This window comes from Pseudomonas sp. FIP_A4 (assembly GCF_036701605.1).
Taxonomy (GTDB): domain Bacteria; phylum Pseudomonadota; class Gammaproteobacteria; order Pseudomonadales; family Pseudomonadaceae; genus Stutzerimonas; species Stutzerimonas phenolilytica.
This window is the reverse complement of the sequence record NZ_JAYDXP010000121.1, coordinates 44,513-64,671: the sequence shown is the minus strand read 5'-3', so window position 1 is coordinate 64,671 and position 20,159 is coordinate 44,513. Positions and strand designations below refer to the sequence as shown.

Below are 20,159 nucleotides of genomic sequence, written 5' to 3'. Positions count from 1 at the left end.
TAGGTCGCTTTTTAGCTCCAGATGCCTGATCGGCATGTGAAGTGAATTTGGAGCGGGAAACGAGACTCGAACTCGCGACCCCGACCTTGGCAAGGTCGTGCTCTACCAACTGAGCTATTCCCGCAAAATTGGCGTCCCCTAGGGGACTCGAACCCCTGTTACCGCCGTGAAAGGGCGGTGTCCTAGGCCACTAGACGAAGGGGACACACCCCGGAAACTACAGCCTGATTCCGGCTTGCTGCGCTTCGTTTGGTGCTTCACGCTGCAAGTGGCGCGCATTTTATGGAGGCACCGATAGCCCGTCAACCCTGCAAACCAAAAAAAATCGACACCCCCTTCGGAGCTATCAGCTTGCCACCCCAACCACTACACTCAGGCGCAAACTCAGCCGCACGGAGTGCCTGATGTGTCTCCTTTAATGATCACCGGCCTGGTCGTTGCCGGCGTGGTTCTGCTGGTCGCTATCGGCTATATCAACCAACTCGTCGAGCGAAAGAACCTGGAGAAAGCCAGGCTACGCGCAGACCTGAACGATCGCCGACGCCGCTGCAGCAATCTCAGCGAAGCGCTGCCCGGGCAGATGATGACGCCGGCCCTGAAGCAGGTGCTCGCCCGCCTCGAGCTGAACCTCAGCGAACGGCTGCTGCCGCTCGAGCGCGGCAACGATCAGCTGGCCGGCCGAATCCAGAGCCTGCGCAGTGAGATCGCCGAAGGCGATGCCATCCCGGTTCGCAATCCGCCACGGCAGATCGTCAGCGAAGCCCAGGCCAAGGAGGTGCGCTTCATGCTCGAAGATCTCCATGCACAAATTGTTCGAGCAGCCAAGGAGCGTCAGCTCGGCCAGGACGAAGGTCGCCGCTGGGTTCAGGAAATCCAGCGCCTGCTAGCCGTCCTGCACATTGAATACTTTGCCGGTCTCGGCCGTCACGCGCTGCAACAGAACCTGCCACAACGCGCGCGCCTGGCCTTCGAGCGCGCGATCCAGCACATTCGCAAACAGCCGTCTACAGTCGAGTACTCGGCGCAACTCAAGCAATTGCAGAATCTTCTCGATCACGCCAATGCATTGGTAGCGAATCAGGCGCGTCCCGCCGCAGATGAGCCGAGCGAGCTGGCCGAAGGCATGAAGGCATTCGACGACGAGGATCTGTGGAAGAAGAACAACGTCTACTAGGCCCTACAGAGAGAACAACAATGACACTGTCGGTTTACGGAGCCCCGCTTTCGCCGTTCGTACGCAAGGTCAGGCTCTGCCTGCTGGAAAAAGCGCTCGACTACCAGCTGGAAATGGTGATGCCGTTCAATCCGCCGGACTGGTATCTCCAGCTCAACCCCCTCGGCCGCATTCCCGCGCTGCGCGACGGCGACATTACGATGGCCGACTCGAGCGTGATCTGCCAGTACCTCGAAGACGCCTATGCCGATGCGCACCGCCTGTACGGCGATGACGCGGCAAGCCGGGCAAGGATTCGATGGCTGGAGAAATACGCCGACTACGAACTCGCGCCGCTGACAACTTTCTGCATTTTTGCCAATCGCATACTCAAACCGAGCTCGGGGCATAGCTGCGACGAGCAAGCCGTACAGTCAGCACTGCACGAGAAACTGCCGCCACACCTCGATTACCTCGAGCAGCAACTGGGGCAGCAGGACTATTTCGTTGGCGGACGCCTGTCGCTAGCCGATCTCGCCATCGCCAGCCAGTTGGTCAATATGGCCCACGGCGGTGAATCGCTGGACACCGCTCGCTGGCCCGCACTGGGCGCTCATTACGCCCGCATGCTTGCCCTGCCTTCGCTTGCCAGCCTGCTGCCCAGCGAGCAACGCATGAACGACAAGCTCAAGGAAATGGCCAAAGCGGCGGCACGCTGAGCCCGCCCACTCGACCATAAGCGTACGCAGCGCCCGACCGAGGCGCTGCAATTCTTCAATCGCGGCGCTCAAGCAAACGCTGGCCGACCCACTGGCGAGCATATTGGTATGCGCAGCGTCCGTTGCGGTTACCGCGTCCGGTTGCCCAGCGAATCGCATCTTTCTCCAGCGCCTCGTTCCAGCCCCAGTCCAGCCCGGCCTGATCTGCCAGCGAGCCGATCCAGTGGCGAACGACACGCAGATAGTGTTCCTGACTGAACGGGTAGAACGACAGCCACAGGCCGAACCGGTCGGACAAGGCAATCTTGTCCTCCACCGCCTCGTTGGGATGCAACTCTCCATCGACCATCTGCCAGTGCTCGTTATCGCTCTGCCGCTCCGGCACGAGATGGCGGCGGTTGGAGGTGGCGTACAGCAGCACGTTATCCGGCGCACGTTCCAGCGACCCGTCGAGCACACTCTTGAGCACCCGGTAATCCCCCTCACCGGCCTCAAAGGAAAGGTCGTCGCAGAACACCACGAACGCCCGCCGCTCGCCGGCAAGCGCCTCCACCAGACGTGGCAGATCGGCCAGGTGGTCGCGCTCGATCTCGATCAGACGTAGCCCGGCTGCGGCATATTCAGCCAACAGCGCGCGGATCAGCGACGACTTGCCGGTGCCGCGCGCGCCCCACAGCAGCGCATGGTTGGCCGGCATTCCGGAAACGAACTGGCGGGTATTGACCGCCAGCAGATCACGCTGGCGGTCGATGCCGATCAGGTCGTCCAGTGACAGATCGAGACTCACGCGCAACGGCGCCAGCCAGCCCCCACGCTCCTCTCGCTGCCAGCGCGCGGCAATGGTCACACCCCAGTCGATGGCCTCATGGGGTGTCGGCAACAACGGCTCGACACGCGTCAGCAGCGCCTCGGCACGCCGCAGAAATGCTTTCAGCTCGACATCCATCGAACGACTCCAGATGTGATTCATAGAATTGAGCGACGCTCGCGCCACACCCACTACCCCATCGACGTAGCGGGCGGCTGCAATCGTCTTCGCGGCCGAAAAAATCAGGCCTCGCGCGGCTCCAGCTCAAGAGACGCGGAGTTGATGCAATAGCGCAAGCCGGTTGGTCGCGGTCCATCGGGGAACACGTGGCCGAGGTGCGCATCGCAGCGCGCGCAACGCACCTCGATGCGATGCATACCGTGACTGAAATCATCCAGACTGGCGATCGCCGTGTCGCTGACCGGCTGGAAGTAACTGGGCCAGCCGCAACCTGAATCGAACTTGGCAGCCGAATCGAACAGCGGCGCACCGCAACAGACGCAACGGTAGATACCGGGGGTCTTGCTGTCGTTGTACTTGCCGCTGAACGGGCGCTCGGTGGCACCGAGGCGGCAGATCTGGAACTGCTCGTCGGAAAGCTCTTCGCGCCAGACTTCGAGCGGTTTTTCCAGCTTATCCATCGGTACACCTCCACAGCTTAAAAAAGGCCGATCTGTACCTTTTCCGGTGATCGGGCCGCACGTATCATGCGTGGCTCTTCGACGCCTAGTCTGGCAGCGGGGTTTCCGACTGCCAAGGCGCCCGGGTTCATGCCAAGCGAGGCCAGCCACTCCGGAGCTGGCGCGTTTTCACTTCGGGACACTCAGGATCATGCAGGTCAGCAAATCGAACAAGCTCGCCAATGTCTGCTACGACATTCGCGGGCCGGTGCTACGGCACGCCAAACGCCTGGAAGAGGAAGGCCATCGCATCCTCAAGCTGAACATCGGCAACCCGGCGCCGTTCGGTTTCGAGGCCCCGGAGGAAATCCTCCAGGACGTGATCCGCAATCTGCCCACCGCCCAGGGCTACAGCGATTCCAAAGGCCTGTTCAGCGCCCGCAAGGCGATCATGCAGTACTACCAGCAGAAGCAGGTCGAAGGCGTCGGCATCGAGGACATCTACCTCGGCAACGGCGTGTCCGAGCTGATTGTCATGTCCATGCAGGCGCTGCTGAACAACGGCGACGAAGTGTTGATCCCGGCGCCGGACTACCCGCTGTGGACTGCTGCCGTCAGCCTGGCCGGTGGCAAGCCGGTGCATTACCTGTGCGATGAGCAGGCCAACTGGTGGCCGGACCTGGCCGATATCAAGGCCAAGATCACGCCGAACACCAAGGCGTTGGTATTGATCAACCCGAACAACCCGACCGGCGCGGTCTATCCCAAAGAAGTGCTGGAGGGCATGGTGGAGCTGGCACGCCAGCACAAGCTGGTACTGTTCTCCGACGAGATCTACGACAAGATTCTCTACGACGACGCCGTGCACATTTCCACCGCCTCGCTGGCACCGGACGTGCTCTGCCTCACCTTCAACGGCCTGTCCAAATCCTATCGGGTGGCAGGCTTCCGCTCGGGATGGGTCGCGATTTCCGGCCCCAAGCAGAAAGCGCAGAGCTACATCGAAGGCCTGGATATTCTGGCCAACATGCGCCTATGCGCCAACGTGCCGGCCCAGCATGCGATCCAGACAGCACTGGGCGGCTACCAGAGCATCAACGACCTGATATTGCCGCCAGGCCGCCTGATCGAGCAGCGCAACCGCACCTGGGAACTGCTCAACGACATCCCAGGCATCAGCTGCGTCAAGCCGATGGGCGCACTCTACGCCTTCCCGCGGATCGACCCGAAGGTTTGTCCGATTCACAACGATGAGAAGTTCGTGCTCGATCTGCTGTTGGCCGAGAAGCTGCTGATCGTCCAGGGCACGGCGTTCAACTGGCCATGGCCGGATCATTTCCGCGTGGTCACGCTGCCGCGCGTCGACGATCTGGAACAGGCGATCGGTCGCATAGGCAACTTCCTCAAGACCTATCACCAGTAGCGGCATGGATCTGCACATCGACGATTTCTACCGGGACGCGGCGGCAGGCCTGCTGATGCTCTATCAGGCCTTTCCGCGCAAGGCCGCGCTGTACGTCGAGGACCTGATCGGCCGTGAGGAGCCGGACGAATTCGGCCTGCCGAGTAAGCGCCACCAGGGCTGCCTTGGGACGCTGCTATGGCTGGCCGAAGAGGGCTATCTGCGCTTCGACAGCACCATTCAGTATCAGGCCCTGGATCAGGCCGTACTCACCGAAAAGGCGTTCCTGCGCCTGACTCGCAGCGTTCCCGATTTGCCCGCCGCAACGGAAACCTTGCCTTCGAGCGTGCAACGCGTTCATGCCAGCCTCGCCCATCAGCTACGCGAAGCGCTGAAAAGCGGAAACAGCGAGCGTCTCGCCCGATTGGCCCGACTACTCTTTGAAAGCGGCCCGCTTCCAGCACGACGCGACATAGCTTGAAATAGTCGCCCGGTTGAATAGGCCGGGGGCGCACCTTATATAGCCTACGTTCTTTCTCGTACTCCCGGAGTCAGTCGCAACCATGATGCGCATTTTTCTGTTCGTGGCCACCAACCTTGCGGTACTGCTGATCGCCAGCATCACGCTCAAGGTGCTCGGAGTCGACCGTTACACTGGCCAGAACTATGGCAGCCTGCTGGCCTTCTGCGCGGTCTTCGGCTTTGCCGGCTCGCTGGTTTCGCTGTTCATCTCCAAGTGGATGGCGAAGATGAGCACCCGCACCGAGATCATCAGCCAGCCTCGTACGCGCCATGAGCAGTGGCTGCTGCAGACTGTCGAACAACTGTCGCGCGAAGCCGGCATCAAGATGCCGGAAGTCGGTATCTTCCCGGCCTACGAGGCCAACGCCTTCGCCACCGGCTGGAACAAAAACGATGCCCTAGTGGCCGTCAGCCAGGGTCTTCTGGAGCGTTTCTCGCCGGACGAGGTCAAGGCCGTACTGGCCCATGAGATTGGTCACGTGGCCAACGGCGACATGGTCACGCTCGCGCTGGTCCAGGGCGTGGTGAACACCTTCGTGATGTTCTTCGCGCGGATCTTCGGCAACTTCGTCGACAAAGCGATCCTCAAGAACGAGGAAGGCCAAGGCATTGGCTACTTCGTCGCGACCATTTTCGCGGAACTGGTGTTGGGTCTGCTGGCCAGCATCATCGTCATGTGGTTCTCGCGCAAACGCGAATACCGCGCCGATGAAGCCGGCGCACAGCTCGCCGGCACCCAGGCCATGATCGGCGCGCTGCGCCGTCTGCAGGCCGAACAAGGCGTGCCGGTTCAGATGCCGGATACGCTCAAGGCGTTCGGCATCAACGGCGCGCTGAAGCATGGCATGGCCGGGCTGTTCATGACCCACCCGTCGCTGGACGATCGCATCGAGGCGCTGCGTCAGCGCGGCTGAGCACGTTCGGATGACAAAGGGCGACGCAAGTCGCCCTTTTTGTTTGTCTATCTTCTTTCCCCCGCGCACAAAGGAACCCTCATGCGCCGACTCTTATTCACCTGCTGCGTCATGCTCACGCTCAGCGGCTGCCAGAGCGCCTATTACTCCGCGATGGAAAAGGCAGGCGTCCATAAACGCGACATCCTGGTCGATCGCGTCGAGGATGCCCGCGACTCGCAGCAGGACGCCAAGCAGCAGTTCAAGGATGCGCTAGAACGCTACCGCAGCGTCGTCAAAGTTAATGGCGGCGATCTGGAACAGCGCTACGAGGCACTGAACCGGGAATACGAGGCCAGTGTCGCCGCAGCCAACGACGTGCGCGCACGAATCGAGGCTGTCGAAGATGTCGCCGAGGCACTGTTCGACGAATGGGAAGACGAATTGCAGCAGTACAGCAACGCCAGCCTGAAGAACGCCAGCGCGCGTGAGCTGAGCCGCACGCGCAGCGAATACCGCACATTACTGCAGCGCATGAAAGCTGCCGAGAAGCGCATCGCGCCGGTACTTGCGGTGCTGCATGACCAGGTGCTGTTTCTCAAGCACAATCTAAACGCACGCGCCATTGGCGCACTGCAGGGCGAATACCGGACGCTGCAGAGCAACGTCGACCAGCTGATGGCGGATATGCAGCGAGCCATCGACGAGGCGGATAGCTTCATCCGCCGCCTGCAGGCGGCAAGCTGAGCGCACCACTCGGCCGCCGAGGCGGCATGACAAGCGTGCCAGGATGCTTCAGACCGGGCGCCGCAGGTGATAGAAACTCTCCTCCAGGCGCCCCAGACCGCACTCACGCATACGCGGATTACGCTCCAGAACTTCCTTCGACTCGAGCAGTTCGACATGCCAGCCGTCCGCATAAAGCGCAGTAACCTCGGCGGCATCGACGGCAAAGGGCGGACCATCCATCTGCGACTGCTCGTAATCGAGGGTAATCAGCAATTGCTGACAGACATTCGGCAGGATTGCCGAAAGGTGTGCCGCGTAACGCTGGCGCATAGGCGGCGGCAAGGCAATCAGCGCAGCACGGTCGTATAGAGCCTGGCAATCGGCGACATCCTGCGCGGCGAGCGCGAAAATATCACCGCAGCGAATCTCCAGCGCGCCCGCGCGGAAAATCTTGAACGGCCCGGCTCGGGAGACTTCGGCGTCGAGCTGCTGTTCCGCGAAGAACGCTTCGACTGCCTTCTCGCTCAGCTCGACGCCCAGCACCCGATATCCCTGTTCGGCCAGCCAGGCAAGATCCACGCTCTTGCCGCACAGCGGCACCAGCACCTGTGCACCCGGCGCAAGGCCAAGCCGCGGCCAATGACGCCGCAGTCCGGGATGCACCATGCCGAGGTGAAAACCGATTTCATTGCGCGCCCAGCGCTGCAGCCAGAAGTCTCCGTGCATCCGCGAACCTCCTTTCACTGAAGACGGCAGCTTAGCAGAGCGCCTTACAGGCGAAGCCGATCATTCGGCGTAGAGCGCAGCCTCGACATCGAATCCGGCATCACGCATCTGCGCCAGCTTGTAGCGCAGGGTACGCGGGCTGATACCGAGGCGATCCGCCGCTTCCTTGCGGCGCCCGCGTTCGCTGCGCAAGGTTTCGATGATCAGCTGGAATTCGTGCTGCCGCAGATCCTCTCCCAGCGCCGCGGGAGGTTTCGCCGCGACATCGCTTGCCGCTGGCGCCTGGCTTGGGACGGACGCGAGCATCAGCTCAACGCCGTCGAGGCAGAGGTCGGCCGGCTCGATCACGCCGCCGCGCTGAAGAATCAGCGCGCGCTGAATAGCGTTGTCCAGCTCGCGGACGTTCCCTGGCCAGGCGTGGGCCTGCAGGCAGCGCCGCGCGGCCTCGGACAACCGTGCCGGTGCCTGTCGCATTTTCTGCCCATGCTTGGCCAATAACCGCTCGGCCAGCGGCACGATATCCGCAGCCCGTTCACGCAGTGGCGCCCACGCCAAGGGAAAGACCGACAGCCGATAGTACAGATCCTCACGAAAACGCCCCGCCGCCACTTCGCCCCGCAGATTACGGTTGGTTGTGGCGAGCACGCGGATATCGAGCGTGACCGGCCTGCGCGCGCCGATCCGCTCCACTTCGCGCTCCTGCAGCACCCGCAGCAGCTTGGCCTGCAACGGCAAAGGCATCTCGGATATCTCGTCGAGCAGCAGCGTACCGCCGTCGGCCAGCTCGAACTTGCCCGGCTGCGCAGCGACCGCTCCGGTAAAGGCGCCCTTCTCATGGCCGAACAATGTGGCCTCGAGCATGTTGTCGGGAATGGCCGCACAGTTGATTGCAATGAACGGCCCACTCGCCCGTGGCGACCGATGATGGATGTAACGCGCCAGCACTTCCTTGCCAGTCCCCGACTCGCCGGAGATCAGCACTGTGGAATCGCTCTGTGCCACCCGTGCGGCCAGCTCGAGTAGCTGCCGGCTGGCCGGCGCATGAGCGACCGGCCCCGGCTCATCATCACCCAAGCGGCCGCAGACGTGCTGCGCGATCAGGCTCAGCAGCGCTTTCGGCTCGAATGGCTTGAGCAGGTAATCCACCGCCCCCTGACGCATGGCCTGCACCGCGCGGTCGATGGCGCCGAAAGCGGTCATTAGCAGCACCGGTACCTGCGGATAACGCTGGCGAATCACGCTCAACAGCTCGTGGCCATCCATGCCCGGCATATTGACGTCACTGACTACCAGGCCGAACGCCTCTTCGCGCAGCGCCTCCAGTGCCGCCTCGGCGCTCACCACGGCACGATAGGCATAACCGCCGACCTCAAGGGTATCGCCCAGCGCTTCACGCAACGCGTGGTCGTCTTCAACCAGAAGTATCCTGCCGGTCATTCGCAAATCTCCTGCGGGCCTGCTAGAAGCAGGGGAATCACCAGCCGCGCGCAGGTGCCTCGTCCAGGGCGGGAAAGCAGCTGCAGCTCGCCGTGATGGGCGCGCGCAACAGCCTTGACCACCGCCAACCCGAGTCCGGTACCGGTCGCCTTGGTGGTGAGAAAAGGCTCGCCCAGCCGCGCCAGCAGCGCCGGCTCGATGCCCGGCCCGTTGTCGCTGACGCACAGGCGCAACCGGTCGCCGCGTGCGTAGAGATGAATCTTCAGCCGCACACCGGCGCCTGCAGCCTGCACGGCATTTTCGATCAGATTGAGCAATGCGCCGACCAGCGTGTCACGGTTGCACAGCAGCAGCCCTTGCGACGCATCGCACTGCCAGCGCAGGTGGGTATTCTGCAAGCGCGGCTCGGCCGCCGCGCGTAGCGCACCGAACAGCTCGGCCGGAGTAATGCGATCCTGCAGAGGCAGATCGCCGCGGGCGAACACCAGCATGTCGCGAACCTGATGCTCCAGTTCGTGCAGCCGGCTCTTCAGGCGCCCTGCAAAACGTGTCTGCTGTTCCGTGCTCAGCCCACCCTCTTCCAGGTGGCTGGCGTAGAGCAAGGCAGAGCTCAGCGGCGTGCGAATCTGATGTGCCAGCGAGGCGACCATACGCCCGAGTGAGGACAGGCGCTGATGACGCGCCAACTGATCCTGCAGCCGGCGGGTCTCGGTCATGTCGGTGAGCAGTACCAGCTGCCCCGGCTCGCCGCTCAGCGAGCGTGTGGCAAGCGCAACCCGCCGCCCGTTGGCGAGCGATATCTCATGGCCGTCGTCGTATCGCGGGGCGAAGCAGCGTGCGATAACGTTGCGCCACAGCTGGTTTTCCAGCGGCTCGCCCAAGAGCTCGACGGCAACCGGATTGGCTTCGCGCACAACGCCGTGTCCGTCGAGCACCACCACGCCACCGGGAAGCAGATCGAGCAGGCTGCGCAGCCGCTGGGCCAGCCGCTCCTTTTCATCCAGCTCGCGCAGACGTAGCGCGCTGGCGGCGTCCAACTGACCTTCGAGCGATGCCACGCGTGCAGCCATCCGCTGCTGGGTGGCGTCCAGCTGGGTTTGCAGCTGGGCAAGCCCATCGAGCGATGGCGCGCAGGGACGTTCGGCGGGGGATGGGCTAGAGGCTGCGCTCACTGTTCCACTCGTGACTGTCAAAAAAAAGACCTGTCACTGGCGGGAGCAAGGTTCGTGCCCGAGATATGGTGAGCGTGGAAAGGGCGGAGATGGACGAGCCGTACCGGCAACAACCGATACGGCCATTCCCGCCAGGCGATCAGTCTTCGGCTGCCGCCAGCTCGCCGTTGTCGTCGTCGCGGCGGTTCATGCCGTACTTGCGCATTTTCTCCACCAACGTCGTGCGGCGGATGCGCAGACGCTCCGCGGCCCGTGCCACAACGCCGCCGGCATCTTCCAGCGCTTGATGGATCAGGCCCTGTTCGAGGTTGCCCAGGTATTCCTTGAGATCCAGCCCCTCGATCGGGAGCATGGCATGCGCTTCGGGAACCGCCATCGGCGCGCTGATCGCGGCCCGCTCTTCCATCTCATCATGCAGGCTGACGGCATACTGCTCGTCGTCGTCATCGACATGGCGAAACTTCTTCGGCAGCTCCATGACGCCGATTACCCCATACGGGTGCATGATGGCCATTCGCTCGACCAGATTAGCCAGCTCGCGAATGTTGCCCGGCCAATCGTGCCGGCAAAGCGACATGATGGCTGCCGAGTTGAAGCGAATCGAACCGCGCTTCTCGTGCTCCATACGCGAGATCAGTTCGTTCATCAGCAGCGGTATGTCTTCAACGCGCTCGCGCAGCGGGGCCATCTCGATCGGGAAGACATTCAGGCGGTAATAGAGATCTTCGCGGAATGTGCCCGCCTCGATCATCTTCTCCAGATCCTTATGCGTGGCGGCGATGATGCGCACATCGGCGACCTGCGTGCGGTTGCTGCCCACGCGCTCGAAGGTGCGTTCCTGCAACACGCGCAGCAGCTTGACCTGCATCGGCAGCGGCATGTCGCCGATCTCGTCGAGGAACAGGGTGCCGCCCTCGGCGAGCTCGAAACGCCCGGCGCGTGCCGTGATCGCACCGGTGAAGGCGCCTTTCTCGTGACCAAACAGCTCGCTCTCCAGCAGTTCCGCCGGAATCGCGCCGCAGTTCACCGGCACGAACGGCGCCTGGCGTCGCTTGGAGTGGTAGTGCAGGTTGCGCGCGACAACTTCCTTGCCAGTCCCGGATTCGCCGAGTATCAACACGCTGGCCTCGGTGTCGGCGACCTGTTGCATCATTTCGCGAACGTGCTGCACGGCGCGGCTGGTGCCGACCAGGCTGCGAAACAGATTCGGCTCGCGCTGACGCCCGCGGCCCTTGGCCTGATCGTACATTTCCCGGTAAATCTGCGCGCGGTGCAGCGAATCGAGCAGCTTGTTGTAGCTGGGAGGCATCTCGAGGCTGGTGAGCACGCGACGGCGCAGCTCTTCCGGCCAATCCGTCGGCACCGGTTCGCCAATCAGAATTACCGGCACGTTCTCGTCCCACTGACTCATCTGCTTGAACAGCTCGACCGCCCCGCCCTTGCTGGTGACCTCGCCCAGCAGGACGCCAATCACGCTCCGCGACTCCAAGCCCCCCACGGCGTCGCGCCAATCGTGGCTGGAACACGCCAGATGATCCTCGCTGAGGAAATTCAGGATCACAGTCAAGTCACGACAACGGTCACGATCATCGTCTATTAACAAAATCTTGGTATCACGCCACATCTTGTTTATAGGGCTCTTGGCTTGCGGGGAAGAAGCGCCGGAGTTTTCGCATCCATGGAGAAACGCGGCCACACCAGAGGCAATTGGCCGGTAGTTAATTAAAAAAAATGAACGGAGTCAAATTTATGACGTGAATTATCGACCAAAGGCGGTGCTGAAAATGCCGTTAATCGGAGCCAACACACACTTCCGCTGTCACCGGTTAGGAATATGAAAGGAGTAAAGGCGTAACGTCCGCAGAGTCAAAAATCTATCAATCGTCTATTTTGATAGCTAATTGACAGCACCAGAAGGAAGATGTCGGATTTTCCGGCAAGTGGGTCGGAGCGGTAATACGATCGCCTTGGCGACCGACGCCTCAAAGGCGACACAGTCAGCTGTGGCAGATTGACGCTATGTTGCACCAGCAAGACTGCGACTATCCAAACAGCTGGTAGACCTTGGCGCTCTCGCGCGCCTGGTTGAACTGTCGCAACTCGCCGGCGATACGCTGGCGCTCCGTCTGGCATGCGCTGACCAGCTCTCCGTAGAGGTTCAGCAACTGCTGCATGCCCTGGCGTACCTGAACTTCGTCGCGCTCAGACTCGCCCATGGCTTCATCGACTGCCTGCCGGCACTGACGATCGAGCACACTGATAGCCGCCCAGTCCTGTTGCGCCAATGCATTGCGCAAGGCGCTGCCGGTTTCTTCGAGACGTTTGACGGACATATTCATGGATCGACTCCGAGCAGGCTCAATGCAGCCGCTAGCTGCTTCCTGCTTATCGGCACCCCGCCAGCGGGCTTTAGCAGAGTCTACGAAAAGACTCGCCGGAAGCCGACTTCGATCAGTAGCGGTTGCGCAGCCCTGGCGGAACGCTAGGTGGCGCCACTGGATCCCACGGGCCATCCGGGCGCCCGGAGCAGTACCAATCGCCATCCCAGCGGTAGTAAAGACGTTCGCGGTAGAACAGCTCGGTGCCTTCCACCACATAAACGCCCAAACGATTATCCCAATGCGCCGCCGCATGCGGCGGCGGCGCATAGCGCGGATGGCTGCGCTGCACCGATGGCGCTCGCGGCGCCGGTGGGGCCTGGATCGGCGGCGGAGCGATAACCGGACCGCGTGGAGCCGGTGCCTGCGGCACAGGCTTGGCGGGCGGCACCGGCCGTTCGGCCTCGTAGGGCGTACCCGCACACGCTGCCAGAAGCAGCGTCGCGCCCAGCGCTGCGATCCGCTGCGCGTGCCGCACCAACCAAATATCGCCTACGCGCACCATCTTCATCACTCCGCTCCCTGCCGGCGCGTCAAGGAGCGTCGGGCTTGTCGATCATCAGGCGAATCGTTTTGTCGCCACCTGCGGTTTTCAACGCTTCGCTCTGACCCGCCCACTCACCTTTGGTTGCATTACCCTCGCGCGAAATGCGCGCCACCAACTTCACCTCAGGGTAATTGGACATCTTCAGCTGCGGCATCATCGCATCCGCGTCGCCAAGGCTGATGTTGGCCGGCAGATCGGCAACGCGCAGGCGCTTGGCCGCCAACGGGATCGCCGGCCCCGATACGGCACGGGCGAACACGAATACGCTGTCATCCGGACGCACATCGTCCTGCAGCGACGGGTCCAGGGTTACTTCGATCTGAAGCCGAACCGCCGCCGATTCGCTGGCGGCCGCAGGCGCAGGTGCAGTCTCGCCAAGCTGTTCGCGCGCGCGAGCGATACCGCCCTTGATCGCCTCACGGGATGGGTCCTCTTCCGGCAGCGTGGCCACCAGACGTTCCCAGAAGCCAATCGCATCCTGAAAGCGGCCTTCCTCGTACGCCGCGATCCCCAGCAGACCAAGACTGGTCACCTCCTGCGGATCGGCGCGCAAGGCTTCGTCAGTCAGCGCCTGCAGTTCCTTCGTCCACTGCCGATTGCCGGCGAAATACTGCGCCTGTGCCCACTGCCCAAGCAGCTCTGGCTGCCGGCCGGCCAACTCGATCACGCGGGCGAACGCCTTGGCGGCGTCAGCCGGACGCTCCTGGTTCATATATGTCCGCCCGAGGAAGTACCAGCCCTCGGCGGAATCGGGCTGCGCTTCGACAGCCCGCTCCAGGCGCAACGTCATTTCCTCGAGAGAGCGCGGCTGCTCGCCGAACTGGCGGGCCAGCTCGACCTTATCGCTGGCGCCCCAGTGCAAGTACAGACCGTAGCCGAGCAGAGGCACCAGCAGCGCCGCCAGCAGCGGCACCGCACGACCCAACCGCGCGCTGCGCGTGGCGTCGCTGCCCTCGGTATCGTCCAGCAGCTCGCGTGCGGCATCGGCGCGCCCCGCTTCCAGTTGCTCCTCGGTAAGGGTGCCGGCGGCCCGCTGGGCAGCAAGCTCAGCGAGACGCTCCTGATACAGGGCGACATTTAGTGCGGTGCGGTCTTCTTCCGCCTGGGCCTTGCGCCCGCGCAGGATCGGTAGCAGCAGAAAGGCCAGAGCCACCAGCAGCAATACACCGGCAGCAATCCAGAAATCGATCATGAGTCTTTTTTATCCAGCAACGTGGCGAGGCGTTTGCGCTCGGCATCGGAAAGGGTTCTTGCCGCAGGTGCGGCATCCGCTCGGCGACGGCGGACCAGGATCACCGCCAGGACACCGAAACCAAGAATCAGCAGGCCCGCCGGGCCGTACCAGAGCAGCAGTGTGGTGGTGTTTACCGGCGGGTTGTAGCGCACGAAATCGCCATAGCGATCGACCAGATAGGCGACGATCTCGTCGTTGCTCTTGCCTTCTTCCAGCATGCGGAAAATCTCTTCGCGCAGGTCCATCGCAATCGGCGCGTTGGAGTCGGCGATGTTCTGGTTCTGGCACTTCGGACAGCGCAGCTCTTCGGTGAGCGTGCGGTAACGCTCGCGCTCGGCTTCGCTCTTGAAGTCATAGGTGTCGATGGCAGCATGTGCGGTAGCGCTGACGAGCAAACCGAACAGCAGCGTGCGGATCATCGATTTCATTCGTCCACCAGTTCCTGGTAAAGCGCCGCCAGCTGCTCGCGCCAGACTCGCTCGTCGATCGCCCCAACGTACTTGTGGCGAATGATGCCGTTCTTGTCGATCAGGAAGGTTTCCGGCGCACCATAGACGCCCAGGTCCAATCCCAGCTTGCCATCCGGATCACTGATGTTCAGCTGGTAGGGATCGAGGAAATCCTTGAGCCACTGCTGTGCCTTGGCGTTTTCATCCTTGTAGTTGATGCCGTGAATCACGACGCCCTGCTCCGCCAGGCGGTTGAGCATGGTGTGCTCGGCCTTGCAGGTCGGACACCAGGTCGCCCAGACGTTCACCAGCGCCGGCTTGCCCAGCAAGTCCTCGCGGCGCACCTGCCGGTCACCTTCCACCGCTGGCAGCTCGAACGCTGGAAACGGCTTGCCGATCAGTGCCGAAGGCAACTCGGTCGGATCGAGGAACAGCCCGCGATACAGAAATACCGCCACTACCAGAAAGATCGCCAGCGGCAGCAACATCAACACTCGTTTCACATCAGGCTCCTTGTCCAGCCAGCCCCAGCGCTTCACGCACGCGGGTTTTCACCTTGACCCGATACCGCCGGTCACTTGCCGCCAGCATGCCGCCAAAGGCCATCATCAACCCACCGAGCCAGATCCAGCGCACGAAGGGTTTGATATGCACGCGTACGGCCCAGGCGCCATCGCCCAGCGGCTCGCCCAGCGCCACGTAGAGGTCACGGGTAAAGCCTGCGTCGATGCCTGCCTCGGTCATCGGCATCTGCTGCACGGTATAGAGGCGTTTCTCGGGGTGCAGAACGGCGATCTGGCGATCACCGTCGAGTACGCGAATGGTGGCGCGATCGGAGGTGTAGTTCGGCCCTTCGTGATGCTGCGCGCCTTCGAAGACGAACTGATAGCCACCCAGCTCTAGCGACTCGCCCGGCGCCAGGCGAAGGTCGCGCTCGGCACTCTGTTGGCTGGTGAGGACGACGCCCAGCGCACACATCACCAGGCCGATATGCGCCAGATGCATGCCCCAGTAGCTTGGCGCCAGGCTGCGCATTCCGTTCAGCAGCCCTTTGTGCCGGGTCTTGTCGAGCAGGTCACGCACGCTCGCCAGGACTACCCAGGCCGCCAGGAAGCTGACAGCCAGTACCGCCCAGTGGAAGTCTCCGAACGCGAGCGCGCCCAACCCGCCGAGCACTGCACTGGCGATCAGCACTGGTGTCAGCATGCCCAGCAGCCAGCGCAATGGCGTGTCCTTCCAGCGCACCAGAATGCCGACCGCAAGGGCCAGTAACAGCGCTGCCATCAGCGGTACGAACATGGCGTTGAAATAAGGTGGTCCCACCGACAGTTTGGCTCCCGATAGCGCATCGAGTAGCAGCGGATACAGCGTGCCGAGCAGGATCATCGCCGTGGCGACCACCAGCAGCAGGTTGTTGATCAGCAGCAGCGTTTCACGTGACCACAGGCCGAAGCCGACCTGGCTCTTGACCACTGGCGCACGCAGGGCGAACAGCGTCAGCGAACCGCCCACCACCAACAGCAGGAAGACCAGGATGAACACGCCGCGCTCAGGATCCGTTGCAAACGCGTGCACGGAGGTCAGCACGCCGGAACGCACCAGGAAGGTGCCCAGCAGGCTGAGCGAGAACGCGGCGATCGCCAGCAGTACCGTCCAGCTCTTGAACACACCGCGTTTCTCGGTGACGGCCAGCGAATGGATCAACGCCGTGCCGACCAGCCAGGGCATGAACGAGGCGTTTTCCACCGGATCCCAGAACCACCAGCCACCCCAGCCCAGTTCGTAATAGGCCCACCAGGAGCCCAGCGCGATACCGATGCCAAGAAATGCCCAGGCCACCAGTGTCCAGGGGCGCGACCAGCGCGCCCAGGCCGCGTCCAGGCGCCCGCCGAGCAATGCCGCGATAGCGAAGGCGAAGGCCACAGAGAAGCCGACGTAACCCATGTAAAGCATCGGCGGGTGCACCACCAGACCGAAGTCCTGCAACAACGGGTTGAGATCACGGCCATCCGTCGGCGACTGCGGCAGCAGGCGGTCGAACGGGTTGGAGGTGACAATGAGGAACAACAGAAAGCCGATGCTGATCAGCCCCATTACCCCCAGCACGCGCGCCAGCATTTCTTCCGGCAGTTGCCGCGAGAACACCGAGACGGCAAAGGTCCAGGCCGACAGGATGAAAGCCCAGAGCAGCAGCGAGCCCTCGTGAGCGCCCCATACCGCGCTGAACTTGTAGTACCAGGGCAACGCGCTGTTGGAGTTCTGCGCCACGTAGGAAACGGAGAAGTCGTCGACCATGAACGCATAGGTCAGACAGACGAACGCGAAGGCGAGGAACGCGAACTGCCCCCAGGCTGCCGGCTGCGCCAGACTCATCCATTGCCGATCACCACGCCAGGCGCCGATCAGCGGCAATGTGCCCTGCACACAGGCCAGGCACAGCGCGAGGATCATCGCCAGATGGCCAAGTTCAGGAATCATTTCGCGTACTCCTGCTTGCCGCCCTCGTAGTGCTTCATCATGCCGCTCTTCTCGAGCGCCTGCGATACCTCCGGCGGCATGTAGTTTTCATCGTGCTTGGCCAGCACTTCGTCAGCGACCAGCACGCCATCGGCGTTCACCCGCCCCAGCGCGACGATGCCCTGCCCTTCGCGAAACAGATCCGGCAGGATGCCCTGATAGTTGATCGTCACCGTCTCTACACCGTCGGTCACGCGGAAGGACACGCTCAGCGAATCGCTGGAGCGCTGCACCGAGCCGGTTTCCACCAGCCCGCCGGCGCGAATTCGCGTGCCCTCGGGCGCTTCACCATTGGCGATCTGCGTCGGCGTGTAGAACAGGTTGATGTTCTGCTGCAGCGCCGACAGGGCCAAGGCGACGGCGATACCGACGCCAGCGAGGATCGCCAGCACGATGAACAGGCGTTTCTTGCGCACCGGATTCACTTCACTTCCTCCCGGCGCAAACGGCGCGCCTCGTCTTGCAGGTAACGGCGACGCGCCAGCATCGGCAGCGCCGCGTTCAGGATCAGTACCGCCAGGCTGATGCCATAGGAGGTCCAGACGTACAGGCCGTGGTTGCCCATGGCGATGAAATCGGCGAAGGATGAAAAATTCACGACATTTTCCCCACCAGAGCGGTGACTTCGGTCTTCGCCCAGCTGCTACGCGACTCGCGGCGCAGCACTTCCAGGCGCATGCGCATCAGCAGCACGGCGGCGAAGAAACAGTAGAAGCCCAGCACCATGACCAGCAGAGGCAGCCACATCTCGACGGGCATCGCCGGTTTCTCGGTGACCTTGAACGTGGCCGGCTGGTGCAGGGTATTCCACCATTCGACCGAGTATTTGATGATTGGGATGTTCACCACGCCGACGATCGCCAGCACCGCGCAGGCCTTGGCGGCGCTGTCACGATTGCTGATCGCCTGACCGAGCGCGATCACGCCGAAATAGAGGAACAGCAGGATCAGCATCGAGGTCAGGCGTGCATCCCACACCCACCAGGCGCCCCAGGTGGGCTTGCCCCAGACCGCGCCGGTTAGCAATGCGATGAAGGTCATCCAGGCCCCGATGGGCGCGGCCTGCTGCAACGCCACGTCGGCGAGCTTCATCTTCCAGACCAGACCGACCACACCCGCCACGGCCAGCATCACGTAAACCGACTGGGCGAGGAACGCCGCCGGAACGTGGATGTAGATGATGCGAAAGCTGTTGCCCTGCTGGTAATCCTCGGGGGCGAACGCCAGCGCCCAGATCGTTCCCACGACGATGAGGATAGCCGCGCTCCAACCCAGCCACGGCAGCCAGCGGCCGCTGATCTCGTAGAACCACTTGGGCGAACCCAGCTTGTGAAACCATGTCCAGTTCATCGAATGACTCATCGTGGTAAGAGACCGAAAACCCGGCCTCGACAATCCGTTTCAGCGGCCGGATGAGCTTAGCGACTCCGGCCGGCGTTATGTACCGCTACTCGCCGACGCTGATCTTCAGCCCGGCGGCAATCGCAAAGGGGGTCAGAGTAACCGCCAGGGCGGTCAGGCTGGCCAGCCATAACAGATGGCCGGCGGCGGGCAGTCCCTGCAAGGCCGCCTGCAGCGCCCCGCTGCCAAGAATCAGCACCGGGATGTACAAGGGCAGAATCAACAGCGCGAGCAACAGGCCACCACGCTTGAGGCCAACGGTCAGCGCCGCGCCGACCGCGCCGAGCAGACTGAGGATCGGCGTCCCCAGCAGCAGCGACAGCAGCAACACCGGCATCGCGCTCATCGGCAGGCCGAGCATCAGCCCGAGCAAGGGAGCCAGCAAGACCAGCGCCAGCCCCGAGAACATCCAGTGTGCCAGCACCTTGGCGAGCACCAGAAGCGCCAGCGGGTGCGGCGAAACGACCCACTGCTCGAGTGAACCGTCCTCAAAATCGCTGCGAAACAGCCCGTCCAGCGAGAGCAGCACGGCCAACAGCGCCGCGACCCATACCAGCCCCGGCGAAATCGTCTGCAACAATTGCGACTCCGGCCCGACTGCCAGCGGAAACAGCGCAATGACGATGGCGAAGAACACCAGCGGATTGGCCAGCTCGGCCGGGCGGCGAAACAGCAGGCGCGCCTCGCGAGCCAACAGAAGAGTGAAGACGCTGCTCATGCGGCCCGCTGCCCCAGATCCAGTTCACGGTAGCCGGCCGGTTTTTCCGTCAGCGTGTGATGCGTGGTAAGTACCACCAGGCCGCCCTGCTCGCAGTGGCGCGCCAGATGGCCTTCCAGCTGGGCCACGCCGTGCTTGTCGAGCGCGGTGAACGGTTCGTCGAGAATCCACAGCGGCGGCGGCGCCAGATACAGCCGCGCCAGAGCGACGCGGCGCTGCTGTCCGGCAGAAAGCGTGTGACAGGGTACGTCCTCGAAACCGCGCAGACCGACCTGCGCCAGCGCCTGCCAGATCGCCTCGCGGTCGGCCGGCTGGTGCAAGGCGCAGAGCCAGGCGAGATTCTCCTCCGGCGTGAGCAGCCCTTTGATGCCGGCGGCATGGCCGATCCACAGCAGGTTGCGCGCCGGTTCGCTACGCTGAGACTCCAGAGGCCGGCCCCGGATCAGGATTTGCCCGGCGGTCGGCTGCATCAGCCCGCAAAGCAGACGCAGCAGGCTGGTCTTGCCGCTGCCGTTGGGGCCGGATATCTGCAGCATCTGGCCTTTCTCCAGGCGCAATTCAAGCTGCTCGAACAGCAAGCGCCAATCCCGCTCACAGGCGAGCGCCACAGCTTCGAGAAAGGGATTTGACACGCCGGCGATACCTCAAGATGAAAAGAGCGTGGCCGCTATAATTCAGGCGGCCACCCGAGGGCGGTCGGAATTATACATGGCAACCCCTTGCACCAAAGGCTG

The 20,159-nt window shown here is 62.8% G+C and carries 23 protein-coding genes and 2 tRNA genes; 6 read left to right on the top strand and 19 right to left on the bottom strand.

Going from position 1 to position 20,159, the window contains the following annotated elements:
• Positions 1-48: 48 nt before the first annotated feature.
• Both U8L64_RS07655 and U8L64_RS07650 read right to left on the bottom strand, forming a co-directional pair.
• Positions 49-124, bottom strand: a tRNA-Gly gene (locus U8L64_RS07655).
• Between the two features lie 5 nt (positions 125-129).
• Positions 130-205: transfer RNA gene (locus U8L64_RS07650), tRNA-Glu, on the bottom strand.
• Between the two features lie 201 nt (positions 206-406).
• Here U8L64_RS07650 and U8L64_RS07645 point away from each other — a divergent pair.
• The gene (locus U8L64_RS07645; RefSeq protein WP_333395810.1) at positions 407-1,174 is read left to right on the top strand and encodes a hypothetical protein; all 768 of its coding nucleotides are present in this window, start codon (positions 407-409) and stop codon (positions 1,172-1,174) included.
• Positions 1,175-1,194: 20 nt separating this feature from the next.
• A complete protein-coding gene (locus U8L64_RS07640; RefSeq protein ID WP_333395807.1) occupies positions 1,195-1,872 on the top strand; it encodes a glutathione S-transferase family protein in 678 nt (225 codons plus the stop codon).
• Between the two features lie 55 nt (positions 1,873-1,927).
• Here the strand turns inward: U8L64_RS07640 and U8L64_RS07635 are convergent, their stop codons facing one another.
• Together U8L64_RS07635 and msrB are read right to left on the bottom strand one after the other, a co-directional pair.
• The gene (locus U8L64_RS07635) at positions 1,928-2,818 is read right to left on the bottom strand and encodes an ATP-binding protein (RefSeq protein ID WP_054093334.1); all 891 of its coding nucleotides are present in this window, start codon (positions 2,816-2,818) and stop codon (positions 1,928-1,930) included.
• Positions 2,819-2,922: 104 nt separating this feature from the next.
• A complete protein-coding gene (msrB, locus tag U8L64_RS07630) occupies positions 2,923-3,321 on the bottom strand; it encodes a peptide-methionine (R)-S-oxide reductase MsrB (RefSeq protein WP_043297300.1) in 399 nt (132 codons plus the stop codon).
• Between the two features lie 190 nt (positions 3,322-3,511).
• On the opposite strand from msrB, the gene U8L64_RS07625 reads away from it, so the two are divergent.
• From U8L64_RS07625 to U8L64_RS07610, 4 genes are all read left to right on the top strand, one after another.
• Entirely contained in the window at positions 3,512-4,723 is a 1,212-nt protein-coding gene (locus U8L64_RS07625; protein WP_043297301.1) for a pyridoxal phosphate-dependent aminotransferase, read from the top strand.
• Between the two features lie 4 nt (positions 4,724-4,727).
• Entirely contained in the window at positions 4,728-5,183 is a 456-nt protein-coding gene (locus tag U8L64_RS07620) for a hypothetical protein (RefSeq protein WP_054093335.1), read from the top strand.
• Between the two features lie 82 nt (positions 5,184-5,265).
• Positions 5,266-6,138 carry a protease HtpX gene (htpX, locus tag U8L64_RS07615; protein WP_003287654.1) on the top strand — a complete coding sequence of 291 codons (873 nt, stop codon included), beginning with the start codon at positions 5,266-5,268 and terminating at the stop codon, positions 6,136-6,138.
• Positions 6,139-6,219: 81 nt separating this feature from the next.
• A complete protein-coding gene (locus U8L64_RS07610) occupies positions 6,220-6,864 on the top strand; it encodes a DUF2959 domain-containing protein (RefSeq protein WP_333395799.1) in 645 nt (214 codons plus the stop codon).
• Positions 6,865-6,912: 48 nt separating this feature from the next.
• Here the strand turns inward: U8L64_RS07610 and U8L64_RS07605 are convergent, their stop codons facing one another.
• From U8L64_RS07605 to ccmA, 15 genes are all read right to left on the bottom strand, one after another.
• A complete protein-coding gene (locus tag U8L64_RS07605; protein WP_333395796.1) occupies positions 6,913-7,572 on the bottom strand; it encodes a thiopurine S-methyltransferase in 660 nt (219 codons plus the stop codon).
• A 60-nt stretch (positions 7,573-7,632) separates the two neighbouring features.
• On the bottom strand, positions 7,633-9,009 hold the full coding sequence (locus U8L64_RS07600) for a sigma-54-dependent transcriptional regulator (protein WP_234303422.1): 1,377 nt from the start codon (positions 9,007-9,009) through the stop codon (positions 7,633-7,635).
• Positions 9,006-10,112 (bottom strand): sensor histidine kinase, encoded by a 1,107-nt coding sequence (locus U8L64_RS07595; protein WP_333396720.1) that lies wholly within the window; start codon positions 10,110-10,112, stop codon positions 9,006-9,008. Before U8L64_RS07595 ends, U8L64_RS07600 begins: the two co-directional genes overlap by 4 nt.
• Positions 10,113-10,320: 208 nt before the next feature.
• Positions 10,321-11,805: a sigma-54 dependent transcriptional regulator gene (locus U8L64_RS07590; protein WP_043297310.1), complete on the bottom strand. Its 1,485-nt coding sequence runs from the start codon at positions 11,803-11,805 to the stop codon at positions 10,321-10,323.
• A gap of 418 nt (positions 11,806-12,223) precedes the next feature.
• Complete coding sequence (gene fliT / locus U8L64_RS07585; protein WP_054093341.1) at positions 12,224-12,520, bottom strand: flagellar protein FliT; 297 nt, start codon at positions 12,518-12,520, stop codon at positions 12,224-12,226.
• A gap of 112 nt (positions 12,521-12,632) precedes the next feature.
• Entirely contained in the window at positions 12,633-13,070 is a 438-nt protein-coding gene (locus U8L64_RS07580; RefSeq protein WP_043297313.1) for a hypothetical protein, read from the bottom strand.
• A 22-nt stretch (positions 13,071-13,092) separates the two neighbouring features.
• Complete coding sequence (gene ccmI, locus U8L64_RS07575) at positions 13,093-14,298, bottom strand: c-type cytochrome biogenesis protein CcmI (RefSeq protein ID WP_077682913.1); 1,206 nt, start codon at positions 14,296-14,298, stop codon at positions 13,093-13,095.
• Entirely contained in the window at positions 14,295-14,768 is a 474-nt protein-coding gene (locus U8L64_RS07570) for a cytochrome c-type biogenesis protein (RefSeq protein ID WP_054093344.1), read from the bottom strand. The genes ccmI and U8L64_RS07570 overlap by 4 nt, the downstream gene beginning before the upstream one ends.
• The gene (locus tag U8L64_RS07565; RefSeq protein ID WP_043297317.1) at positions 14,765-15,292 is read right to left on the bottom strand and encodes a DsbE family thiol:disulfide interchange protein; all 528 of its coding nucleotides are present in this window, start codon (positions 15,290-15,292) and stop codon (positions 14,765-14,767) included. The genes U8L64_RS07570 and U8L64_RS07565 overlap by 4 nt, the downstream gene beginning before the upstream one ends.
• A gap of 1 nt (position 15,293) precedes the next feature.
• Positions 15,294-17,267: a heme lyase CcmF/NrfE family subunit gene (locus U8L64_RS07560; RefSeq protein ID WP_043297318.1), complete on the bottom strand. Its 1,974-nt coding sequence runs from the start codon at positions 17,265-17,267 to the stop codon at positions 15,294-15,296.
• Entirely contained in the window at positions 17,264-17,731 is a 468-nt protein-coding gene (ccmE, locus tag U8L64_RS07555) for a cytochrome c maturation protein CcmE (protein ID WP_008570465.1), read from the bottom strand. The genes U8L64_RS07560 and ccmE overlap by 4 nt, the downstream gene beginning before the upstream one ends.
• Positions 17,728-17,904, bottom strand: a complete 177-nt coding sequence (gene ccmD / locus U8L64_RS07550) for a heme exporter protein CcmD (RefSeq protein WP_008570466.1) — start codon at positions 17,902-17,904, stop codon at positions 17,728-17,730. The genes ccmE and ccmD overlap by 4 nt, the downstream gene beginning before the upstream one ends.
• Complete coding sequence (locus tag U8L64_RS07545; RefSeq protein ID WP_043297320.1) at positions 17,901-18,656, bottom strand: heme ABC transporter permease; 756 nt, start codon at positions 18,654-18,656, stop codon at positions 17,901-17,903. Before U8L64_RS07545 ends, ccmD begins: the two co-directional genes overlap by 4 nt.
• 97 nt (positions 18,657-18,753) lie before the next feature.
• Positions 18,754-19,425, bottom strand: coding sequence for a heme exporter protein CcmB (ccmB, locus tag U8L64_RS07540; RefSeq protein ID WP_043297321.1), 672 nt, complete (start codon positions 19,423-19,425; stop codon positions 18,754-18,756).
• Complete coding sequence (ccmA, locus tag U8L64_RS07535; protein ID WP_333395779.1) at positions 19,422-20,057, bottom strand: cytochrome c biogenesis heme-transporting ATPase CcmA; 636 nt, start codon at positions 20,055-20,057, stop codon at positions 19,422-19,424. Before ccmA ends, ccmB begins: the two co-directional genes overlap by 4 nt.
• Positions 20,058-20,159 lie beyond the last annotated feature (102 nt).